Genomic DNA, 20,715 nt, shown 5'->3' with positions numbered 1-20,715 from the left:
CCGGAAAATTTTACATATGATTTGATCGAGAGAAGCAGTAGTGAGGAGATTGACTTCTTAGTAGCGAGCCTTCCAGCAGGCGAGTGTGGGGGCAAAGACCAGGTCGGCTAAGCAGTGGTTTTTAATTTCTTAAGGTGAGGGGATTTCGTTAATGGCTTTTCAGGACAAAACTCTTAAGTGCAAGGACTGTGGGAAAGACTTTGTTTTCACAGCAGGGGAGCAGGAGTTTTACGCAGAAAAAGGTTTTGAAAATGAACCTGCCCGTTGTCGTGAGTGTCGGGGTAACAGAAGACGCGGTCGTGACGGTGATGGTCAGACAACTCAACGGGAAATGCATGAAGCAGTATGTGCTGAATGTGGCGCAGTGACTCAAGTTCCGTTCAAACCTCGCAACGATCGTCCTATTTATTGCCGTGACTGCTTTATCGCCAAAAAGGAGCAATAATATATATAATAATAGATTGTGATACCTTGCCCGGAATTGTTGTTCCGGGCATTTGCTTTTGAAAGGTGCAGCATCAACTCACCCTAGTTAGTCAAGCGAAGTATTCATTGATATCGCAAGACAAATAAGAAAAACGTACTTTGGACAAGGACAATCCTATCACAACTCATGTATACATGTTAAACTACTTGTCTAAATATACACGCACTCGTATAATTATAACGAAAACACTTTAGAGGGGGGTATCTACGTGTCTAAGAGACTCATGGCTTTATCTGTTCTCGTTATATTTGTATTGACATTTGGGCTGTCAGGCTGCGGCAGTCAGCAACCGGCCAAACCGGCAGAACAGAGTAAAGCGAAAGTGCTCAAAATTGGTTCTGATACCGCATTTGCTCCGTTTGAGTTCCAGGATGAAAACTCGAAAGAATATGTAGGCTTTGACATGGACTTGGTTAAGGCCATCGCCAAGCAAATGGGAGTCGAGGTTCAAGTGCAAAGCATGGGCTTTGACGGTCTGATTCCGGCGCTGGAAGCCGGCAATATTGACGCCACGATTTCGGCTATGACCATTACCAGTGAGCGGGCCCAAAAGGTTAACTTCTCCAAACCGTATTATAAGTCGGGTTTGTCTATGGTTGTTAAAGTTGACAATAACACATTAAAATCCTTTAAAGATCTGGAAGGAAAACGGATTGCCGTACAAATCGGCACAACCGGTGCTGATGAGGCTAAGAAAATCAAAAACGCTACCATTCGTGAGTTCAATACCGCCCCGGAAGCTTTTATTGAGCTTAAAAACGGCGGTGTTGACGCAGTGGTTAACGATTTGCCGGTTAACGAATACTATATTGCCCAAGCCGGCGGCAAAGACGCCAAAATTGTCGGTGAGCCGCTTACCTCTGAGGAATATGGCATTGCTACCGCCAAGAAAAACACCGAGCTGGCTGACAAAATCAACAAGGCTTTGGATGAGGTAAAGAAAAATGGCGAGTATGAAAAAATCTATGTGAAATGGTTTGGCAAAAAGCCTCCCCAGTAATGAATGAATAGCAATGGCGCGATCTTCGCGCCGTTTTTTTTACCCCCAAAAATTTATTGACACCTACAGGTTGTCCGCATATAATTGACATGTACTTTTGTGAACCTTATATTTTCTTCTAAGGGTGAGAAATTTGAACTTTGATTTTAATTTAATTATCCAGTCATTCCCGCTGCTCCTCATGGGTGCCGGTGTTACTGTGCAAATTACGGCACTCAGTGTCAGTTTTGGACTATTAATTGGTATGTTTGTCGGCATGGCGCGGCTGTCGGTTGTTTGGCCGGTGAAAGTGCTGGCCGCCGTCTATGTCGATTTTATCCGGGGTACACCGCTTTTGGTGCAGATTTTTCTTATATATTTTGCTCTGCCGATTGTAGTCGGGCAGCGGATAGATCCCTTTATCGCCGCCATTACGGCTTGCAGTATCAACAGCGGTGCTTATGTGGCCGAGATTTTCCGGGCAGGGATTCAGTCTATTGACAAAGGACAGATGGAGGCCGGCCGGTCGCTGGGCATGACCTGGGCGCAAACCATGCAATATATAATTTTGCCGCAGGCCTTTAAGCGCATTATTCCGCCGTTAGGCAACGAGTTTATCGCTATGCTCAAGGATTCCTCCCTGGTATCGGTTATCGGCTTTGAGGAGCTTACGCGGCGCGGTCAGCTCATTATTGCCCGTACTTACGGATCGTTTGAGATCTGGATGAGTGTCGCTTTTATTTATCTATTAATGACCTTAACCATATCCCGCCTTGTGGATTATCTTGAGCGGAGGTACAAGATTGATGATAAGCATTAAAAATCTCCATAAGAAATTCGGCAATTTGCATGTTTTAAAAGATGTTACGGCCCACATCAGCGAACAGGAAGTTGTGGTCATCATCGGACCGAGCGGTTCGGGGAAAAGCACCTTGCTGCGCTGTATCAATTATCTGGAACAGCCTACCGAAGGCGAGATTATTGTGGATGGAATTCCGCTTACCAATGAGGCGAATATTAATAAAGTACGGGAAGAAGTGGGGATGGTTTTCCAGCGCTTTAATCTGTTTCCCCATATGACGGTGTTGCAGAATATTACCCTTGCCCCGGTCAAAGTGCGCAAGCTGGCCCGGGCTGACGCTGAAAAAGTGGCGCTTGGTCTGCTGGAAAAAGTAGGACTGGCCGACAAGGCCAATGCCTATCCGGAACAGCTTTCCGGCGGCCAGCAGCAGCGGGTGGCCATTGCCCGGGCGCTGGCTATGAAACCCAAAGTCATGTTATTTGATGAACCGACTTCAGCCCTCGATCCGGAAATGATTAAAGAAGTGCTAGATGTTATGAAAGCTCTGGCAACCGAGGGAATGACCATGGTTGTGGTTACCCATGAAATGGGGTTTGCCCGTGAAGTGGGCGACCGGGTCATTTTTATGGATGAAGGCCGGATTGTTGAAGAAGGCACGCCGGATGAAGTGTTTTTGCATTCCCAAGAAGAGCGGATCAGGGCCTTTCTCTCCAAGATTTTATAAATTGACAGTGCTGCCATTTTATGCTATACTGCGTGTGTGGCTGCGAAAGGGCAGTCTGCAGTTCAATCTTAGGAGGAGTTTCACATGATTGGTAAAGTTAAGTGGTTCAGTGCAGAAAAGGGTTACGGTTTCATCGAAAGAGAAGATGGCGGCGACGTATTCGTACACTTCTCGGCTATTCAGGACCAAGGCTTCAAAACCTTGAATGAAGGCCAACAGGTTGAATTTGAAATCGTTGAAGGCGCTCGCGGACCGCAAGCTAGCAACGTTTACAAAGCCAACTAATCAAATATATAAACTACACCCGGCGATTAATCGCCGGGTTTTGATTTTGGTATAACAAAAACATCGAAAAAAGACAAGATATTGAATTTTTGGACAGGAATTTTTCGTTTGACAGGGAATATTAAATATATAGGAACCAGGAAAGGGGATGGGTAATATGGCAATCACAGTACGTGGAAAAAACATTGATATTACACCAGCGCTGAAAGACTATGTCGCCAAACGTGTTGGCAAAATCACCAAGTATTTTGACGGTGCAAGCATGGGCGAAATTACTGCAATCCTCACAGTTAACAAAGGTCGACACATTGTTGAGGTGACCGTGCCTATCAATGGAATACTGCTTCGTGGTGAAGAAGCTACCTCCGATATGTATGCTTCCATTGATCTGGTTATTGAAAAGCTTGAAAAGCAGATTGAAAAATATAAGACAAAATTGTCCCGTAAGTTAAAAAGCGGCAGCTTTAAGACTGACTTAATACCTGCGGCAACTTTGGCAAATCAGGCTACTGGTGAAGAAGAGTTCGATATTGTCAAAACCAAACGGTTTGCGGTTAAACCCATGGCGGTTGATGAAGCCGTCATGCAGATGAATCTGATCAATCATGACTTTTATGTATTCGCTAATGCTGAAACCGAAGAGGTTAACGTAATATACCGGCGTAAAGACGGTCGGTATGGCTTGATTGAACCAGAGTTCTAAACACATTGCAACGCAAAAGAGCCGGGAGGATTTCCTCCCGGCTCTTTGCTTGTATGAGATTGCCCCATAGCGCAACGTAACTCTTAATGCGGTGTTTGGTATTCCGCGCGGCGTTTCAGAATAATCTCAGCTAGTGACGCTGATTCCAATTCCTGAGCTTTCCGGGCAAATTCCTGTCTGGTGAATAATCCTTTCTCAATGAAAAGCTCTATTAATACGGCAATGGCTAACGTATTCTTATAATCCACATCTTTCAGATCAGCCAATTGCCCCGCGATATCTAAAATATCCATGACGTTATGATTCACGATGCTACCTCCCGAGGGAACCCTTCTTATAATAGTATGCAGGATTTGGTATTTTTTTAAACTATTTTCTTGATTAATTTAGTAAAAGTGAAATAAATAACTTAATCAGACTATTTTAATAATATTGACAAGTTCCAAAATATAAATTACAGTTAAACCATACTGTTATTTAATTCTAGTATTATAATCGGGTTTAAACGTTCTAAATTTCACGAAGTTATCCATCTACAGGGGAAAATTTACAATTTCATGGGTGAGGAGGTTTTGTCTTGAAAGGTTTTCAATCACAGGAGGTTACCCGTATCATTGAGATTGACCGCAAGACATGTAAGGGCTGTGATTCGTGTAAGTCATTTTGTCCGTCCGAGGCAATTGAGGGCAAATATGGCGCGATTCACAAGATCAACAGCGAGAAATGTATTTCTTGTGGTCAGTGCCTGGTTAACTGTCCGTTTGGGGCGCCTAAGGACAAGGTTGATGCCGTGGATCAGGTTATTGAGAAACTGAAAAACAAGCAAGTCACTGTTGTTGGCACCATTGCCCCGGCCGTCCGGGTGGCAATCGGCGAAGAGTTTGGCATGGAACCAGGCAGCCTGGTGACGGAAAAACTCTACGGCGCCATGAAACAGGCCGGGTTTAAAGTGCTGGATACGAACTTCACGGCCGACCAGACCATCATGGAAGAAGGCATGGAACTCATTGCCAAAATCCGTCATTTCGCCTTGAAAGAGCCGTCAGAACATCATCTGGGACCTTTACCGCAATTTACTTCCTGTTGTCCGGCCTGGGTACGGTATGCAGAACTTAACTATCCTGAACTGCTGCCGAATATGTCCTCCGCGAAATCGCCAATGATGATGGCCGGTGCCCTGGGAAAAACTTACGGCGCGCAAGAAGTCTGGAAGGTTAATCCGGAAAACGTGTTTATGGTTGGCGTTATGCCCTGTACGGCGAAAAAATTTGAGGCTTCGCGTCCGGAATTTACGAGTGCCGCTCATTATTGGCAAACCCAGGGTAGATCAGGAACCTATCCTGATATCGATGTTGTTTTGACTACCCGGGACTTAGCCCGTTTGTTCAAGAAGCTTACTATTGACTTTAAAACCGTTCCTGAATTTACCGACCAGGATAATCCGCTGGCGCAGTACAGCGGCGCAGGCACGATTTTCGCCAATACCGGCGGCGTTATGGAAGCCGCGCTCAGGACCGCTTACTTCGTTATTACCGGCAAAGAGCTTGATGTGCTGGAATTCCAGCCCGTTCGCGGCCTTAAAGGGGTGAAAGAAGCCAGCGTTACCATGAAAGATGTTAAAACCGGTAAAGAAGTAACTCTCAAAGTAGCCGTAGCCCACGGCATAAAAGAAAATGTAAAACCGCTGTTGGATGAAGTGAAAGCCGGCAAATCACCATATCACTTCATTGAAGTCATGAACTGTCCGGGCGGCTGTGTCAATGGCGGCGGTCAGCCCATCAATCCAATGGGGACATCCTGGCTGGATAAAGCCAAGGCTGTACTGCCGTGGTCATAAGGAGGGAAAATAGTGGCGCATTATGATTATATCGAGAAAGCCGTAAAAGTAACGCGGCGTGAATTTATTGGTCTTGCCGGTGTGGCAGCCGCCGTACTGTGGACCGGTGCCTATGTGGCCACAGATTTGGTTCAGGACCGCACCAAATATATAAAGCTGCGGGCGCAAGGCATCTATAAAGATGACGCCAAATCAAAAATCCGCCAAAGCCACAACAACCAGGCTGTGACTGACGTGTACAAAAAATTTGCTCAAAACCCACTCAGTCCGTTGGCCGAAGAACTGTTTCATACTAAGTATGTGGACAGAACGAAATTAGTTTAGGAGGGATAATGGATGAGTCATCATGATGAACACGGCCCGCGGGTACTCAAGCACCCTTTTATCTCGCGGCTTTTTCACTGGGGATTGATTTTAGGGTTTTTACCGGCAGCGCTTACCGGGTTCTTTATTTGGTGGAAACCGTTTAGCGACGATCTGCAAAATCTCATAATGCAAATTCATATTATTGGTGCCAGCATTCTCACATTATCCTGCATTTTTTATATTATTTTTGCTTTAGACCGGATTGTGGCCTTTACCCGCCGGATTTTTACCTGGGATGCCCGGGATATGGCCTGGATGAAAATCTGCGGCGGCTATCCGCAAAAAATGCTGTTAGGCAAAACCATTCCTGTGCCGCCAATGGGTAAAATCAATTCAGGACAAAAACAAATGGGAATTATGATGCTGATCGGCGGCATTATTTTGATTGTTACCGGCTGGGGGTTGTACGCATTTTTGCCGGTGGCGCCGAAAGCGGTCATGTACTGGTTTGATATGTTTCATCTGGTAATCGGTATTTTCCTGGGCTTGTGCCTGTTTGCCCATATCTTCCTGGGAGTGTACAACTGGGGTGAGTTTTTATGCATGTTTGGCGATGGGACGCAGCCGCTCCATGAGGCCGAACATCATAACCCGGTATGGGTGGAAAATGAAATTGAACCGGTTAAGGGAAGTAAGATATCGACTCCCGGACAACATCCGGCAGGTTAAGACTGCGAGCGTACCGGGAAAGATGCGTGTATGAGCTAAATAACGGGATTGCTTAGCAAGACGTCAAAAACGCTGATTAAACTATGCGTTGGCGCTGGCTGGCAATCCCGTTTTTAATTTCCCGGCTTTACTGGTTTTTCAGCATTTGGCGAGCTGTGTTTTCTTTAACCAGGCGATCCATTTTTGACTTTGCACGCGCTTTCTGCTAAAATCATATATTAGGCACATACTAACCTTAGAACAGATTTTGCAGGCCTAGGTGTGGTGTTTTTGTTCTTTGTGCCAGGCAAAGTCTACTGTGTAATTTATTGGTTTTTTACCGGGGAGTTGATAATTTGTTAAAATTTTTGAGAAACTTGTTTGGTGATGATAACGAAAAAGAAATTAAGCGTATGCTGCAGTTGGTAGAGCAAATTAACGCCTTTGAGCCTGAACTGCAGAGTATGAGTGATACCACGTTAACTGCCAAAACAGCTGAGTTCAGGCGCCGCCTGGATAAAGGCGAGACCCTCGATGATCTTTTGCCGGAAGCTTTTGCGGTGGTACGGGAAGGTTCACGCCGGGTGCTGGCTATGCGTCATTTTGATGTGCAAATGCTGGGGGGAATTACCCTGCATGAAGGCAAAATCTCCGAGATGAGGACAGGGGAAGGTAAAACGCTGGTGGCAACGCTGCCGGTGTATCTCAATGCGCTCACCGGCAAAGGCGTACATGTGGTGACGGTAAATGACTACCTGGCCCGCCGCGACAGCGAGTGGATGGGAAAATTATACCGCTATCTGGGGCTGTCGGTTGGCCTGATTGTCCACGGCCTCGACTATGATGAACGCAAACTGGCCTATAGTGCTGACGTAACCTATGGTACCAACAATGAGTTCGGCTTTGACTACCTGCGCGACAACATGGTTATTTCCGCTGAGCAAATGGTGCAGCGGCCGCTGAATTATGCCATTGTCGACGAAGTTGACAGTATTTTGGTCGATGAAGCGCGGACGCCGCTCATCATATCCGGTCCGGGCGAAAAATCGACAGATCTGTATTTTGTTTTGGCCAAGGTTGTGCCTAAATTAAAAGAAGGCGAAGACTATACCATTGACGAAAAAGCCAATACCGTAGCGCCTACCGAGGCTGGCGTGGCCAAAGCCGAGAAGCTGCTTAATGTTACTAATCTTTATGAGAGTGAAAATATTGAGTTGTCGCATCACTTTAACCAGGCACTCAGGGCGCATGCCTTGATGAAGCGGGATAAGGATTATGTGGTGAAAGACGGCGAGGTTGTCATTGTTGACGAGTTTACCGGCCGCCTAATGTTCGGCCGTCGCTATTCCGATGGGCTGCATCAGGCCATTGAGGCCAAAGAAGGCGTTAAAGTCGAACGGGAAAGCCAAACGCTGGCCACCATTACCTTCCAGAATTATTTCCGGATGTATAAAAAACTGGCCGGTATGACCGGTACAGCCAAGACGGAGGAGCCTGAATTCCGGAAAATCTACAATCTTGACGTTATTGTTATTCCACCGAACCGGCCGATGCAGCGCGAGGATCTGCCTGATGTCATTTATAAAACCAAACGGGCAAAATATAAGGCCGTTGTGCAGGAAATTGCGGAACGCCATGCCAAAGGCCAACCCATGCTTGTCGGTACGACTTCGATTGTGCAGTCGGAAGAATTATCGTCCCTGCTTAAGAAAAAAGGCGTCCCCCATAATGTACTGAATGCCAAGTTTCATGAAATGGAAGCGCAGATCGTCGCGCAGGCCGGCCAGGCCGGAGCGGTCACTATTGCGACCAATATGGCCGGCCGTGGTACGGATATCGTGTTAGGCACCGGTGTGCCTGAATTGGGCGGCCTGCATATTATCGGCACCGAGCGCCATGAGAGCCGCCGGATCGACAATCAGTTGCGCGGCCGGTCCGGCCGTCAGGGAGACCCGGGATCTTCCCGTTTCTATTTGTCCCTGGAAGATGACTTAATGCGGCTCTTTGGCTCCGACAATATTGCCGGTATCATGGATAAACTGGGGATGGAGGAAGACGAGCCGATTGAGCATGCGCTGATTACCCGTTCTATCGAACAAGCGCAGAAAAAGGTTGAGGCCCGGAACTTTGATATCCGTAAATATGTCCTTGAATATGACAATGTCATGAACCAGCAGCGTGAGGTGATCTATAGCCAGCGCAGAAAGATTCTGATGGGCGACAACCTCAAAGAAAACATTGAAAATATGATTGAAAAAGTTATTGATTTCGGCATGGATGTTTATGCCAATGAAAAAATCTATCCGGAAGAGTGGGATTATGCCGGCCTGATTGAGTACTGTGAAGGCTTCTTTGCGCCGAATGGCGAGCTTAAGCAGGAGAATCTTGATCAATTAAGCCGTTATGAACTTAAGGAAGAACTGCTGCGTGTCGCCAAGCTGGCTTACGATGGCCGGGAAGCTTTATTCGGTCCGGAGAATATGCGCGAACTGGAAAAGGTTGTCATGCTCAAGACGGTTGACGCGAAATGGATGGAACATCTGGATGCTATGGAAATGCTGCGTCAGGGCATTGGTCTGCGGGCTTATGGCCAAAAAGACCCGCTTATTGAATATAAAATTGAAGGCTATGACATGTTCCAGCAAATGATTGAGAATGTGCAGGAAGATATTGTCCGCTATATGTTCAGGGTGAATATTATTTCCCAGGCGCAGCCGGAGGACCACCTGCGCGGCGCGCATGCGACCCGCGGCGGCGCGGAAGGCGACGAACAGGCGCAGCCGGTAGAGCCTATTGTCAATAAAGATACGGTAGGCCGCAATGAATTATGCCCCTGCGGCAGTGGTAAGAAATATAAACGTTGCTGTGGAGCTAAGTAATAGGGAGTGGAGAAAGTGCTTTTAGAAGAATTGCGCGGGTCGATTGAGACCCTGGCCAAACGGCTTGAAGAAATGAGGGCTTCTCTTTGACGTTGCCGGTAAAACGGAGCGAATTGAAGAATTGGAAGACCGCATGAGTGATCCCACTTTCTGGGATGATCCTGATGAGGCCCAAAAGGTTGCCCAGGAAGTCACTCATTTGAAAGACAGTATCAGCCAGTACCACAGCTTGGCCAGCCGTCATAGTGATCTGACCGTTTTGTGGCAATTGGGGGTGGAAGAACAGGATGAGACTGTTTATCCTGAAGTGAGCGCCGCCATTACCGACATGGAACGGGAACTTGATCATCTTGAACTGGAATTGATGTTGTCCGGTGAATATGACAGCAATAATGCCATTTTGACACTGCACGCCGGTGCCGGTGGCACCGAAGCGCAGGACTGGGCGCAAATGCTCTTAAGAATGTATGTGCGCTGGGCAGAACGGAATAATTATAAAGTGGAGACCATGGACTTTTTGGCCGGTGATGAAGCCGGGGTTAAAAGTGTTACGCTTATGATAAGCGGCACCAACGTTTATGGTTATTTAAAGGCCGAAAAAGGAGTGCATCGCCTTGTACGGATTTCACCGTTTGATGCCAGCGGCCGCCGGCATACTTCGTTTGTCGCGGTTGATGTGATGCCGGAGATTGACGATTCGGTTGAGATCAGCATTAATCCGGCTGATTTGCGGATTGATACGTACCGGGCCAGTGGCGCTGGCGGTCAGCATATCAACAAGACCGATTCCGCTGTCCGCATGACCCATTTGCCGACAGGGATTGTGGCGCAATGCCAGAGTGAACGCTCGCAGATTCAGAACCGGGAGCAGTGTATGCGCCTGCTGCGGGCTAAGCTCTTTGAACTGGAACAGCAAAAACAAGCGGAGAAGAAGGCTGAACTCGGTGGGGAATATCAGGCTATCGAATGGGGCAGCCAAATCAGATCCTATGTTTTTCATCCCTATAATATGGTGAAAGACCACCGGACTGCTGCCGAGACAGGGAATGTTCAGGCTGTCATGGATGGCGAGATTGATTTGTTCATTGAAGCCTATTTGAAAAACGGGGGGTAACCCTATGAAGCGATTGACGACCATACTCCTGTTCCTGGTTATGGTAGTGGCCGCCTTGGAAGTTGTATTGCCGAAGCTGGTGTCGGATGCAGTGGCGCAGGGCTTGCGTGACCTGACCGGCAGCCGGCAGGTTACGGCCAAGGTCGACAAAGCGCCGGCAATTCTTATGTTTGATGGTAAGTTTGACCGGGTGAGAGCCGATGCCAGTGAGGTGAAAACCGAAAAAATAACATTCGAAAATATGCATGTTGATTTAACCGGCGTAGAAGTGGACACTCAGGCACTTTTGACCAGCCGGAAACTCGTCCTGAAAAAAGTCGATGAAGTTCAGCTTACGGCAGCAATTGGCCAGGAGGAATTAGCCGCATTTCTGAATAATTCTGTAAAAGGGGTTAAGAATGCCGCTGTCACGATTACTCCCGGCAAGGTGCAGGTCAGAAGTACCTTGAATTTAGGCGCAATCGCCCGGGTGGATGTCAAACTGGAAGGCCGGATCACCGGTGATCGCGACAATCGGCGGATCAAGTTTGTGACCGATCAATTTTGGCTGAACAATACGCCGGTCGGCAATGTCGGCGGCTCGCTGCTGACCGAATTGCCGTTGGTGGATCTGAAAAAACTGCCGTTTAATGTTAATGTGCGCGATGTTGTGATGGAGCAGGGGCAGGTTATTATTTATGCCGATAACCGGAACTAGTTTCCAGCCTTTTTGCTGTAAGCTTGTGCTGGAATTTAGCAATTTGGGGAATAGTACAGATACCGTATAATTATTGAAACTGTTTGCAGGCAGTTTCAAAAAGGGTGGAGAGAATTTGTCAACCTTTACATATAATAAATGGTTAATTGGTGTGATTATTGTGGGGTTATTGGCTGCTTTCACCATCGACTGGCAGCGGTACATGGTTGAACAGGCCAATTCCACAGTAGAAACAGTAATGGATTATGAAGATATCGTGGAATTAGCACAAATCGAAGGGATTCCGCCGGCAGATCTGTTCAGGCAGTTCAAGGAGGCTGGTGTCACAAGCCTGGCTGTTTATGAAGCTACCCTGGAGAAACTTAATAAAAGTGGCAAAATAACAGCGTTGCCTGGTGCTGAGATCCTCCACCAAAACCGCACCGGCACCTTGAGTGATCCCTTCTGGCGCAATTTAGTTGCAGCAGGCAAGATTCAGGCTGAGGATGTTTACATTGTCGGCCAGGACCAACAAGTCTTCAGGGAAGTTATGGAGGACTTGAGCCGCCGTTTGGGGCCTGGCAGGGTAACGCTGCTGGCTGAAGGCGAGCGGCCGGTACTGGCGGCGAAGGCCAATTTTGAAAAGGTGGTTAAATGGAATTTGGGGCTGCCGTCAGAAGAATTGGCTGCCGTCGACCAGATGGGCTTTTATGTAATTGCCCGCCCGACGAATTATACAAAAGTAACGCCTGATGATGTTAACTCCGTATTTCAGCGCCTGTCACCGGTCAAAAATCTGAGTGCCATCATTTTCTCCGGCGAAGAGGTTTTGGGTTACCCGGATCTTTTACCGATGACTGCCAGTTATTTTAAAGAACGCCATATAACCCTGGGCATGATTGAACACCCTTTGCAGCTCCAATTCCTTAAACAGGAAGGTCTTACCCAACTGGCGGCCGCCAATAATTATCAGTCTGCCCGGGTTTATGTCATACCGAAAGATGAGCAGCCTAAGCTCAAGGCTGCTGAGGCTATCCTGCGCTGGGCCGTGACTGACCAGGAGCGTAATATCCGGATCAATCTCCTGCGCCGGTATGATAAGCCGGAGCCGGGGAAAACGCTGGCAGAAACTAACCTGGCTTATGTGTCAGGGGTGAAACAAGCTTTGGTGGACGAGGGCTACAGCCTGGGACGGGCAGATACCTTCCGGCCGTATTTCCCGATGCCGGCGTTATTGGCGCTGGTTATGTTCGGGGCAACTGCCGCCGGCGTACTCTTGCTGTCGCTGATTTGTCCGTTTCCCGCCCGCTGGCAGTATATTCTTACGGCTGTACTGTCAGTACTACTGGTGCTGCCAATCCTTAAGGGCGGCGGTACGCTTAGCCGCCAAATGGTGGCGCTGGCCACCGCCAGCGTCTTCCCGGCCTTAGCTATGACCTGGCAGTTAGACCGCTGGCGGCGAATGGAAGCCGACGGTCACTTTAACCAGCCGGTTGCTTTAGGCAGAATAATTACCGCCGGCTTGGGGGCCGTTGTTGTCGCTACGTTTGTTTCCCTGTCAGGCGGCCTCTATCTGGGTGCTGTGCTCAGTGATATACGATTTTTCCTGGAAATGGAGATATTCCGGGGAGTAAAACTGACCTTTGTGGCACCGCTGCTCTTAGTAACCATTATTTATTTGACCAGATATAATTTATTTGACAACATGCAATTGACGAGTCCTAAGGACCTCTGGCGCCAGGTGAAGACTATCCTGAACTATCCGGTCTATATGAAAACATTGCTGCTTGTCGGCGCGGCGGCGTTTGCTGCCTGGATCTTTGTCGGCCGTTCAGGACATACGGCCGGGGTGCCGGTACCGGCTGCCGAACTTAAGCTGAGAGCGCTCTTGGAACAAGCGATGTATGCCCGTCCGCGCGAGAAGGAGTTCTTAATCGGCCATCCGGCCTTCTTGTTGGCAGTTATGTCTATCTATCGTCAGTGGCCGCGCCTTTTTCAATATTTATTAATTGTAGCGGCGACCATTGCGCAGGGATCACTTGTCGAAACCTTTGCCCATTTGCGGACACCGGTGCTGATGTCGACTGTCCGGGCGTTGGATGGCTTGCTGTTAGGTGCGGTCATCGGGATTGCCGCTGTTGTCGGCGTGTATGTGATTCAAGCTGTTATCGCTCGCTGGGGAAGGGGTAATGCCACCCATGAGTGAAATTGTTGTTTCAGGCTATTACGGTTTTGCCAACGCGGGTGATGAGGCCATGCTGGCGGCCATGATTGAGGCTCTGACCGACATTGAACCCAATATAAAAATTACAGTGATTTCCGGCAATCCGGAAGACACACGGCAGCGGCACGGCGTCGCCGCCGTGTATCGCCTGAATTACCCGGAGATCGCCAAGGTTTTGGTAAGAAGCCGGCTCCTGATCAGCGGCGGCGGCAGCCTGCTCCAGGATGTAACCAGCGATCGCAGTCTCTACTATTATTTAAGTATTATGATGCTGGCCAAGAAGCTGGGCAAGCCGGTTATGCTGTACGCGCAGGGGATTGGCCCGGTAAAAGGGCTGCTGGCACAGGGAGCGATGCGGTATATTGGCAATATGGTCGACTTGATTACTGTCCGCGATGACGGCTCTTACCAAGAACTTAAACGTCTAAAAGTAACTGCGCCGCCTATTCATGTCACCGCTGATCCGGTTTTGGCCATGCATCCGGTGGATAAACTGATCGGCCGCAGCATTCTAAAGAAACACGGCCAGGAAGGCGTCGCGCCGCTTATCGGAATTTCGGTACGCGAATGGAAAGACTGGGGTCATTATAAACAGGTGTTGGCTCATGCCGGGGACCGGATGATTGAAGAATTGGGAGCTAAGGTCGTATTTATTCCCATGCAGTGGCCGGATGATCTCAGTGTATCTCAAAAAATTGCCGCCAAGATGAAAAATAGGGCTGAAGTTTTGCCAGATGAATATACTACCAGTGAGCTTCTTTCACTTGTTGGCAATTTGGATTTATTGATCGGCATCAGACTGCATGCGTTGATTTTTGCTGCTGTTATGCATGTGCCTATGGCCGGGATATCCTATGACCCCAAGATTGACCGCTTCCTGCAAACGATTGGGGAAAGGCATGTTGGCACCCTGAAAACGGTAACGGCCGACAGTCTGATAGCCAGGGTTCGTGAATTGTGGGATGAACGCAAGCGCCCCAACCAGGAACGGGAAGAAAGAATCAATACTTTGAGAAACAAAGCATTTCAAAACGCCGAACTTGCCCTTAGTTTGCTAAAAAAGTAAGGAGGTAGCGATGGTGAAGTGGCTGCGTGACTATTTGGGAATTGTGCTGGGCACGGTAATTACCGCGGTGGCTCTTAACATGTTTTTAATTCCGAATAAAGTCGCGGCCGGCGGCACCAGCGGCCTGGCCACAGTGCTTCATCATGTGTTTGGTCTGCCGGTGGGGCTGACCATGCTGGCCTTCGATATCCCGATGTTTTTGGTCAGCGTAAAAATTCTGGGAACCCGCTTTGGCATTAATACCCTGCTGGGAGCCGGTATTCTCGCTGCCAGTATTGATTTGACGGCCCCGTATGTACCGGTGCTTACCCATGACTTGCTGCTTAATTCTTTATACGGCGGTGTCCTGGCCGGTGTCGGCATGGGCATTGTATTTAAATTTAAAGGGACAACAGCCGGTACGGATTTGGCGGCGGCGATTATTAATAAACTGACTAATATTAGTATTGGTCAGGCTTTGTTGGGCGTTGACTTTTTTGTCATTGCCACCGCCGGTATTGTATTCGGTAGTGCCGAGTTGTCATTATACGGACTTATATCGTTATTTGTTACTACACAAATTATTGATCTGGTGCAGGAAGGCTCCAGTTCCGCCAAAGCTTTTTTTATTATGTCCAATGCGCCTGACGCGGTGGCAGCGGCGATTATGAAGGATCTTGGGCGGGGCGTGACCTTTCTGGCCGGACGGGGTGCCTACACAGACGCCAACCGGGATGTTGTCTTCTGTGTGGTCAATACCCGTGAGGTTTCCTCTGTTAAAGACCTGGTGTACCGTATTGACCGCCAGGCTTTTGTCATTGTGGCGGATGCGCATGAGGTGCTTGGCGAAGGCTTTGGCACCTATCGCTGAAACTGCTGAAACTGGCTATAAACGCCCATCTGCTTCGTTGCTCCTCAAAACGTTTGCTTGCGTACGCATGTACGCGGCGCTGCACGTTTTTCCGGTGCGCCTCGCAGCTGGACATTTCTAGCCAGTTTCAGGCCTGAGCACTTTACTTGTATTGCGTGCCAACCACTTGTATTGCGTGTCAACTAGGGGTATTGAGATTTTGAGAGCAAAGGTAAATAGCAAGTTCAGAACCGTCCCCGCTTGCTACTTTTTACAGTGGACTCGTTTCAGCTTGCTGAAACATTGTAGATAGATAAAGGATTAGGACTATAGGAGGTTACAGAATGACACAAAAACTAACCCCGCAGCAACTTACCGAGCTTGCTGAACGGGCCAAATCCATCAGAGGCAATATTTTGCGCATGGTTACGGAAGCAAAATCGGGTCATCCGGGTGGTTCCTTATCGGCCGCCGATATTTTGACGGTGCTTTATTTTGCTGAAATGAATGTAGACCCGGCAACCCCGAAGGATGCCGACCGTGACCGCTTTGTTCTGTCCAAAGGGCATGCGGCTCCGGTACTTTACGCTACGCTGGCGGAAAAAGGATTTTTTCCTAAGGAAGAATTGTTGACACTGCGCAAGGTCAACAGCCGCCTGCAAGGACACCCTGAAATGAAGAAGATTCCCGGCGTGGATATGTCCACCGGTTCTCTGGGACAAGGCTTAAGTGCTGCCAACGGCATGGCCCTTGCCGGTAAGCTTGATGCCCGCAATTACCGTGTTTATGCATTATTAGGCGATGGGGAATTGGAAGAAGGCCAGGTTTGGGAAGCCGCTATGTTTGCGCCTCACTATAAATTGGACAACCTGACTGCTTTTGTCGATTTTAACGGCTTGCAGATTGACGGTCCGATTCGTGAAGTCATGTCGCCGCTGCCTATTCCTGAAAAATGGCAGGCGTTTGGCTGGAATGTCCTGGTAATTGACGGACACGACTATCAGGCTATCTATGATGCTATTCAAACCGCTAAGACGGTAAAGGACAAGCCCACGATGATTGTGGCCAAAACCGTTAAAGGCAAAGGCGTCTGCCAAATGGAAAATGTTGTGGATTGGCATGGAAAAGCTCCCAGCCGGGAAGAGTGTGAAAAATTCTTAGCTGCGTTAGCGGGTGAGTGATTATAGATTCGATATAAAAAGAGTCTATTTACGTTCCCAAAAGAAACCATGAATATACACGCGGATGGCTATGAATGTCCAGATGCTGCGTTCTGTTTTACAATGCTGCTTATAACGCGTTAAGTTTGTCGCAGACAGACTGACCGCATATTGTACGGCTCGCGACGAGAACCGTAGCGGAGACGTACACGCGTACGTTGAGCAACGGATCGCAGGAGCAACAACGCAGATGGGCGTTCAGAGTCATTCGCCCATGAAAGAGGTGCAAATTTTAAATGGCTACTTTAGCTACCCGTGAAGCCTATGGTTTAGCTCTAAAAGATTTAGGCGACCGCAATAAGAATGTTGTAGTTTTGGATGCTGACCTGTCCAAGTCTACTAAGACCAATGTATTTGCCAAAGCGCATCCTGACCGTTTTTTTAATGTCGGTATTGCCGAGCAGAATTTGATGGGGGTTGCTGCCGGTCTGGCTGCCGCCGGTAAGATTCCTTTTGTTTCGACTTTTGCCATGTTTGCTACCGGCCGGGCGTTTGAACAAGTCCGTAATTCCATCTGTTACCCGCAGCTCAATGTCAAAATTGCGGCAACTCACGCCGGTTTAACCGTTGGCGAAGACGGTGCTTCTCACCAGTCGGTCGAGGATGTTGCTGTCATGCGCGCCTTGCCGAATATGACGGTGATTGTGCCGGCTGACGCGGCGGAAACCAGACAGGCAATTGATTTTGCAGCCAGTTATCAGGGCCCGGTATATATCCGGCTGGGACGGGCAGCAGTACCTGATGTTTTTGGCGATGCCTATGAATTCCATATCGGCAAAGCTGCTTTGCTGGCAGATGGAACCGATGCCACAATTATCGCCTGCGGCGTCATGGTGGCGCCGGCACGGCACGCGGCCGAACAGCTTATTTCCCAGGGAATAAGTGCCCGGGTACTCGATATGGCCTCCATAAAACCGATCGACAAAGAGGCGATTACCGCCGCCGCCCGCGATACCGGCGCGATTGTAACGTGTGAGGAACATAGCATTATCGGCGGGCTGGGCAGTGCCGTTGCCGAGGTAGTTGTTGAAAATGTGCCGGTGCCGCTGGAAAGGGTAGGCATTATGGATACCTTTGGTGAATCCGGTACCCCCAACGATTTGCTGAAAAAATACAATCTGACAGAAGAAGCTATTGTGGCCGCGGTCAAAAAGGCTGTTGCCCGTAAAAACTCATAAGGCCCCGCCTGAGTCAAGTGAGTCAAGGGACGGTTCCTTGACTCAGGCGAATTCTTTAAAATTTAAAACTGCCAGGCAACAAAGAACCTCGTCACTGCGTTTTTAACCCCTTGATAGGCAAGCTGAGAACCGTCCCCGCTTGCTATAAATTCTGTTTGACTAAAAAATTCCGCACATGCATATGAATGTTGTATGTGCGGAATTTTTTTCTACTTTTTTATCCATTACATAAAAGGGAAGGAGGGATGCTGTGAGACACTGGCGGGTGATCAATCTGGGCCGGCGGGTTCTGCGCCGGGCCGGCATCGGGATAGTCGGACTTTTGGCGCTGATCCAGGTGGGCGGCGTTCTTTCTACGGCTGCCTCGATGCTGGTTTCGCTGGCTGTATATGCGCTGGCTTTTGGCGTTAAGTTCGCTGTCGGCTTCATTTTATTGTTATTGATCCACGAGTTGGGGCATATTGCGGCTTCCCGGATAGTCGGACTAAAGGCCAAAGGCCCTACGTTTATCCCTTTTATTGGTGCTGTGATTAGCTTAAACCGCCCCCCGGTCAATGCCAAAATGACGGCCAATATCGCCATTGGCGGACCGGCGGCCGGGACGCTCAGTGCCCTCATATGCCTGGCTTTTTATTTATGGAGTGGCAGCATGCTCATGCTGGTGCTTGCTTATACGGCCTGTTTGTTAAATATTTTTAATCTCATTCCTTGCGCTCCCTTAGATGGGGAACGCATCGCCGCTGCCATCTCGCCACGCATTTGGTGGATTGGCAGTTTTGTTATTGGTGCGGTGTTTGTGTATACATATAACATCCTGGTTTTAATTATTTTTCTATTTTCGTTATTTGAGTTGTGGCGTGGCGGAGAGGAACAGGAATACGGTTATTATCAATTGACTGCGGCCCAGCGTCTGCAAGTGGCGTGGTGGTATTTTGGGTTGTTAAGCGTATTAGGGGTGACAACACTGTATACGCTGGAACTGTTAAAATAAAAGACAACTTTCTTCAAAAAGAGATGGAAATAAATGGAGAAAAGTGATTGCTGTTACCGAAAAAGGAGGGTTTTCCATATCGGTGTCGAATACCGTTAATGTTTTGGACTGCAATTTACTATGGAGGTACTCTACGATTGATTACCATGAGTGAAGTGTCGAAAGTGTATGGCAACGGTTCGGTTGCCTTGGCAGATGTTTCAATAGAGATCCACAAAGGTGAGTTTGTCTTTCTCGTGGGGCCGAGTGGTGCTGGAAAATCGACATTCATTAAGCTGGTGTTCCGCGAAGAATTGCCGACAAGCGGAAAACTTTTTGTTAATGGCAGAAATGTAATTGATATGAAGCCAAATGAGGTGCCGTATTTGCGGCGGGGATTAGGCATGGTTTTTCAGGATTATCGTTTGCTGCCCAATAAAACGGTTTATGATAATGTGGCTTTTGCCATGCAGGTTATTGAAGCGCCCCGCCGGGAGATGCAAAAACGGGTTCATAATGTACTGGATTTGGTTGGCCTCCGGCATAAAGTCCGCACGTACCCGTCAGAACTGTCAGGCGGTGAGCAGCAGCGGGTGGCCATTGCCCGGGCCATTGTTAACAACCCGGCTGTAGTGATTGCCGATGAGCCTACCGGCAATCTGGACCCTGATACTTCCTGGGAAATTATGAAGGCGTTTGATACCATCAACAAGGCCGGTACGACGATTGTTATGGCGACCCACGATAAAACCATTGTCGATGCCATGCGAAAACGGGTAATCGCAGTTGAAAAAGGCTATATTGTTCGTGACCAGGAAAGAGGAGTATATGGCTATGAAGATTAGGACATTTGAATATTTTATCCGTGAAGCTTTTTCTTCGCTCCGGCGCAACAGTTTGATGAGTATTGCCTCGGTGAGTACGGTCGCGCTGTCTTTGTTGATCCTGGGCATGTTTTTGGTCATGGTTCTTAATCTTAATCATATTGCCTCTACCCTGGAGACGCAGGTGCAAATTTCGGTTTATATGGAAGACGGACTCTCTGACCGGGAAATGCGGGAAATTGGTACCAGGATCACCAAGCTGCCCGGTGTAACGGAAGTCATGTTTACCAATAAAGAAGAGGCCCTGGCTAAATTCAAAGAGCGTTTGGGCGAGCAGCAGAGCTTATTAACGGCGCTGGGGGATACGAACCCATTGCCGAATTCCTTCGAAGTAAAAGTAGACAAGCCTGAGTATGTGAAACAAGTAGCTCAGTCAATTAGTCAGTTGAAAGGCATTGAAAACGCAAAATATGGCCAGGAGGTTATTGAACAACTGTTTGCGTTGACCAAAGCCATTCGGATATTTGGGCTGATTTTGATCGTCTTTCTGGCACTGGCCGCTTTGTTTATTATTTCGAATACCATTCGGATTACCGTTTTTGCCCGGCGCAGGGAAATTGGGATTATGAAATACGTAGGCGCAACCGACTGGTTTATCCGGTTTCCATTTATGATTGAAGGCATGATCCTGGGATTTAGCGGCGCATTCTGCGCCGTACTTATCCTGAGTCAGACCTATAGCACTATTACGGAAAAAGTCTACGAATCACTGGCGTTCTTGCCATTGATTCCCAAGAGCCCGTTTTTGACTCATATTAGTATTGTGCTCCTGGTTGTGGGTACAGCCATCGGCGCGTTAGGCAGTACGATTTCGCTGAAGCGTTTTATGAAGGTGTAACAGGGG

The 20,715-nt window shown here is 48.4% G+C and carries 21 protein-coding genes; 20 read left to right on the top strand and 1 reads right to left on the bottom strand.

Features of this window, described 5'->3' with window-relative positions; all coding sequences use genetic code 11:
* The first annotated feature begins 151 nt into the window (after nucleotides 1-151).
* From BLR65_RS22005 to hpf, 6 genes are all read left to right on the top strand, one after another.
* Nucleotides 152-445, top strand: coding sequence for a zinc-ribbon domain containing protein (locus tag BLR65_RS22005; protein ID WP_093796321.1), 294 nt, complete (start codon nucleotides 152-154; stop codon nucleotides 443-445).
* 250 nt (nucleotides 446-695) lie between these two features.
* The gene (locus BLR65_RS22000; RefSeq protein WP_093796320.1) at nucleotides 696-1,487 is read left to right on the top strand and encodes a basic amino acid ABC transporter substrate-binding protein; all 792 of its coding nucleotides are present in this window, start codon (nucleotides 696-698) and stop codon (nucleotides 1,485-1,487) included.
* A 133-nt stretch (nucleotides 1,488-1,620) separates the two neighbouring features.
* Complete coding sequence (locus BLR65_RS21995; protein WP_093796319.1) at nucleotides 1,621-2,286, top strand: amino acid ABC transporter permease; 666 nt, start codon at nucleotides 1,621-1,623, stop codon at nucleotides 2,284-2,286.
* Complete coding sequence (locus BLR65_RS21990) at nucleotides 2,273-2,992, top strand: amino acid ABC transporter ATP-binding protein (RefSeq protein ID WP_093796318.1); 720 nt, start codon at nucleotides 2,273-2,275, stop codon at nucleotides 2,990-2,992. Before BLR65_RS21995 ends, BLR65_RS21990 begins: the two co-directional genes overlap by 14 nt.
* Before the next feature lie 84 nt (nucleotides 2,993-3,076).
* Nucleotides 3,077-3,277, top strand: coding sequence for a cold shock domain-containing protein (locus BLR65_RS21985; RefSeq protein ID WP_093796317.1), 201 nt, complete (start codon nucleotides 3,077-3,079; stop codon nucleotides 3,275-3,277).
* 157 nt (nucleotides 3,278-3,434) lie between these two features.
* Nucleotides 3,435-3,980 carry a ribosome hibernation-promoting factor, HPF/YfiA family gene (gene hpf / locus BLR65_RS21980; RefSeq protein WP_093796316.1) on the top strand — a complete coding sequence of 182 codons (546 nt, stop codon included), beginning with the start codon at nucleotides 3,435-3,437 and terminating at the stop codon, nucleotides 3,978-3,980.
* Nucleotides 3,981-4,063: 83 nt separating this feature from the next.
* Here hpf and BLR65_RS21975 read toward each other — a convergent pair whose 3' ends face one another.
* Nucleotides 4,064-4,288 (bottom strand): hypothetical protein, encoded by a 225-nt coding sequence (locus BLR65_RS21975; protein WP_245692979.1) that lies wholly within the window; start codon nucleotides 4,286-4,288, stop codon nucleotides 4,064-4,066.
* A gap of 269 nt (nucleotides 4,289-4,557) precedes the next feature.
* Here BLR65_RS21975 and BLR65_RS21970 point away from each other — a divergent pair, with 269 nt between their 5' ends.
* From BLR65_RS21970 to ftsX, 14 genes are all read left to right on the top strand, one after another.
* Nucleotides 4,558-5,817 (top strand): [FeFe] hydrogenase, group A, encoded by a 1,260-nt coding sequence (locus tag BLR65_RS21970; protein ID WP_093796315.1) that lies wholly within the window; start codon nucleotides 4,558-4,560, stop codon nucleotides 5,815-5,817.
* Between the two features lie 12 nt (nucleotides 5,818-5,829).
* Nucleotides 5,830-6,141: an iron hydrogenase small subunit gene (locus tag BLR65_RS21965; RefSeq protein ID WP_093796314.1), complete on the top strand. Its 312-nt coding sequence runs from the start codon at nucleotides 5,830-5,832 to the stop codon at nucleotides 6,139-6,141.
* A gap of 12 nt (nucleotides 6,142-6,153) precedes the next feature.
* The gene (locus BLR65_RS21960) at nucleotides 6,154-6,852 is read left to right on the top strand and encodes a cytochrome b/b6 domain-containing protein (RefSeq protein ID WP_093796313.1); all 699 of its coding nucleotides are present in this window, start codon (nucleotides 6,154-6,156) and stop codon (nucleotides 6,850-6,852) included.
* A 335-nt stretch (nucleotides 6,853-7,187) separates the two neighbouring features.
* The gene (secA, locus tag BLR65_RS21955; protein WP_093796312.1) at nucleotides 7,188-9,710 is read left to right on the top strand and encodes a preprotein translocase subunit SecA; all 2,523 of its coding nucleotides are present in this window, start codon (nucleotides 7,188-7,190) and stop codon (nucleotides 9,708-9,710) included.
* 15 nt (nucleotides 9,711-9,725) lie between these two features.
* Nucleotides 9,726-10,824, top strand: a protein-coding gene (gene prfB / locus BLR65_RS21950; RefSeq protein ID WP_176772787.1) for a peptide chain release factor 2 whose coding sequence is annotated in 2 segments (ribosomal slippage) — nucleotides 9,726-9,797 and nucleotides 9,799-10,824 — 1,098 coding nt in all. Because the reading frame shifts where the segments join, the coding sequence is not laid out codon by codon here.
* A 4-nt stretch (nucleotides 10,825-10,828) separates the two neighbouring features.
* On the top strand, nucleotides 10,829-11,521 hold the full coding sequence (locus BLR65_RS21945) for an LmeA family phospholipid-binding protein (protein WP_093796310.1): 693 nt from the start codon (nucleotides 10,829-10,831) through the stop codon (nucleotides 11,519-11,521).
* 115 nt (nucleotides 11,522-11,636) lie between these two features.
* Entirely contained in the window at nucleotides 11,637-13,706 is a 2,070-nt protein-coding gene (locus BLR65_RS21940; RefSeq protein WP_093796309.1) for a DUF5693 family protein, read from the top strand.
* A complete protein-coding gene (gene csaB / locus BLR65_RS21935; protein WP_093796308.1) occupies nucleotides 13,699-14,790 on the top strand; it encodes a polysaccharide pyruvyl transferase CsaB in 1,092 nt (363 codons plus the stop codon). The genes BLR65_RS21940 and csaB overlap by 8 nt, the downstream gene beginning before the upstream one ends.
* A 10-nt stretch (nucleotides 14,791-14,800) precedes the next feature.
* Nucleotides 14,801-15,640 (top strand): YitT family protein, encoded by an 840-nt coding sequence (locus BLR65_RS21930; RefSeq protein WP_093796307.1) that lies wholly within the window; start codon nucleotides 14,801-14,803, stop codon nucleotides 15,638-15,640.
* Nucleotides 15,641-15,963: 323 nt separating this feature from the next.
* On the top strand, nucleotides 15,964-16,800 hold the full coding sequence (locus BLR65_RS21925) for a transketolase (protein ID WP_093796306.1): 837 nt from the start codon (nucleotides 15,964-15,966) through the stop codon (nucleotides 16,798-16,800).
* Between the two features lie 275 nt (nucleotides 16,801-17,075).
* A complete protein-coding gene (locus BLR65_RS21920) occupies nucleotides 17,076-18,017 on the top strand; it encodes a transketolase family protein (RefSeq protein WP_093796305.1) in 942 nt (313 codons plus the stop codon).
* A gap of 250 nt (nucleotides 18,018-18,267) precedes the next feature.
* Nucleotides 18,268-19,008 carry a site-2 protease family protein gene (locus tag BLR65_RS21915; RefSeq protein ID WP_093796304.1) on the top strand — a complete coding sequence of 247 codons (741 nt, stop codon included), beginning with the start codon at nucleotides 18,268-18,270 and terminating at the stop codon, nucleotides 19,006-19,008.
* 137 nt (nucleotides 19,009-19,145) lie between these two features.
* Nucleotides 19,146-19,832, top strand: coding sequence for a cell division ATP-binding protein FtsE (gene ftsE, locus BLR65_RS21910; protein ID WP_093796303.1), 687 nt, complete (start codon nucleotides 19,146-19,148; stop codon nucleotides 19,830-19,832).
* The gene (gene ftsX / locus BLR65_RS21905; RefSeq protein ID WP_093796302.1) at nucleotides 19,822-20,709 is read left to right on the top strand and encodes a permease-like cell division protein FtsX; all 888 of its coding nucleotides are present in this window, start codon (nucleotides 19,822-19,824) and stop codon (nucleotides 20,707-20,709) included. The genes ftsE and ftsX overlap by 11 nt, the downstream gene beginning before the upstream one ends.
* The last annotated feature ends 6 nt before the right edge of the window (nucleotides 20,710-20,715 follow it).

It is taken from the genome of Sporomusa acidovorans, assembly GCF_900101845.1.
GTDB classification, from domain to species: domain Bacteria; phylum Bacillota; class Negativicutes; order Sporomusales; family Sporomusaceae; genus Sporomusa; species Sporomusa acidovorans.
This window is presented reverse-complemented; position numbering and strand designations above follow the sequence as displayed.

Coding starts and splice junctions, on each gene's coding strand:
- BLR65_RS22005 (WP_093796321.1), top strand. CDS start 152: ATGGCTTTTCAGGACAAAACTCTTAAGTGCAAGGACTGTGGGAAAGAC.
- BLR65_RS21990 (WP_093796318.1), top strand. CDS start 2,273: ATGATAAGCATTAAAAATCTCCATAAGAAATTCGGCAATTTGCATGTT.
- BLR65_RS21985 (WP_093796317.1), top strand. CDS start 3,077: ATGATTGGTAAAGTTAAGTGGTTCAGTGCAGAAAAGGGTTACGGTTTC.
- hpf (WP_093796316.1), top strand. CDS start 3,435: ATGGCAATCACAGTACGTGGAAAAAACATTGATATTACACCAGCGCTG.
- BLR65_RS21960 (WP_093796313.1), top strand. CDS start 6,154: ATGAGTCATCATGATGAACACGGCCCGCGGGTACTCAAGCACCCTTTT.
- BLR65_RS21945 (WP_093796310.1), top strand. CDS start 10,829: ATGAAGCGATTGACGACCATACTCCTGTTCCTGGTTATGGTAGTGGCC.
- csaB (WP_093796308.1), top strand. CDS start 13,699: ATGAGTGAAATTGTTGTTTCAGGCTATTACGGTTTTGCCAACGCGGGT.
- BLR65_RS21930 (WP_093796307.1), top strand. CDS start 14,801: ATGGTGAAGTGGCTGCGTGACTATTTGGGAATTGTGCTGGGCACGGTA.
- BLR65_RS21925 (WP_093796306.1), top strand. CDS start 15,964: ATGACACAAAAACTAACCCCGCAGCAACTTACCGAGCTTGCTGAACGG.
- BLR65_RS21920 (WP_093796305.1), top strand. CDS start 17,076: ATGGCTACTTTAGCTACCCGTGAAGCCTATGGTTTAGCTCTAAAAGAT.
- ftsX (WP_093796302.1), top strand. CDS start 19,822: ATGAAGATTAGGACATTTGAATATTTTATCCGTGAAGCTTTTTCTTCG.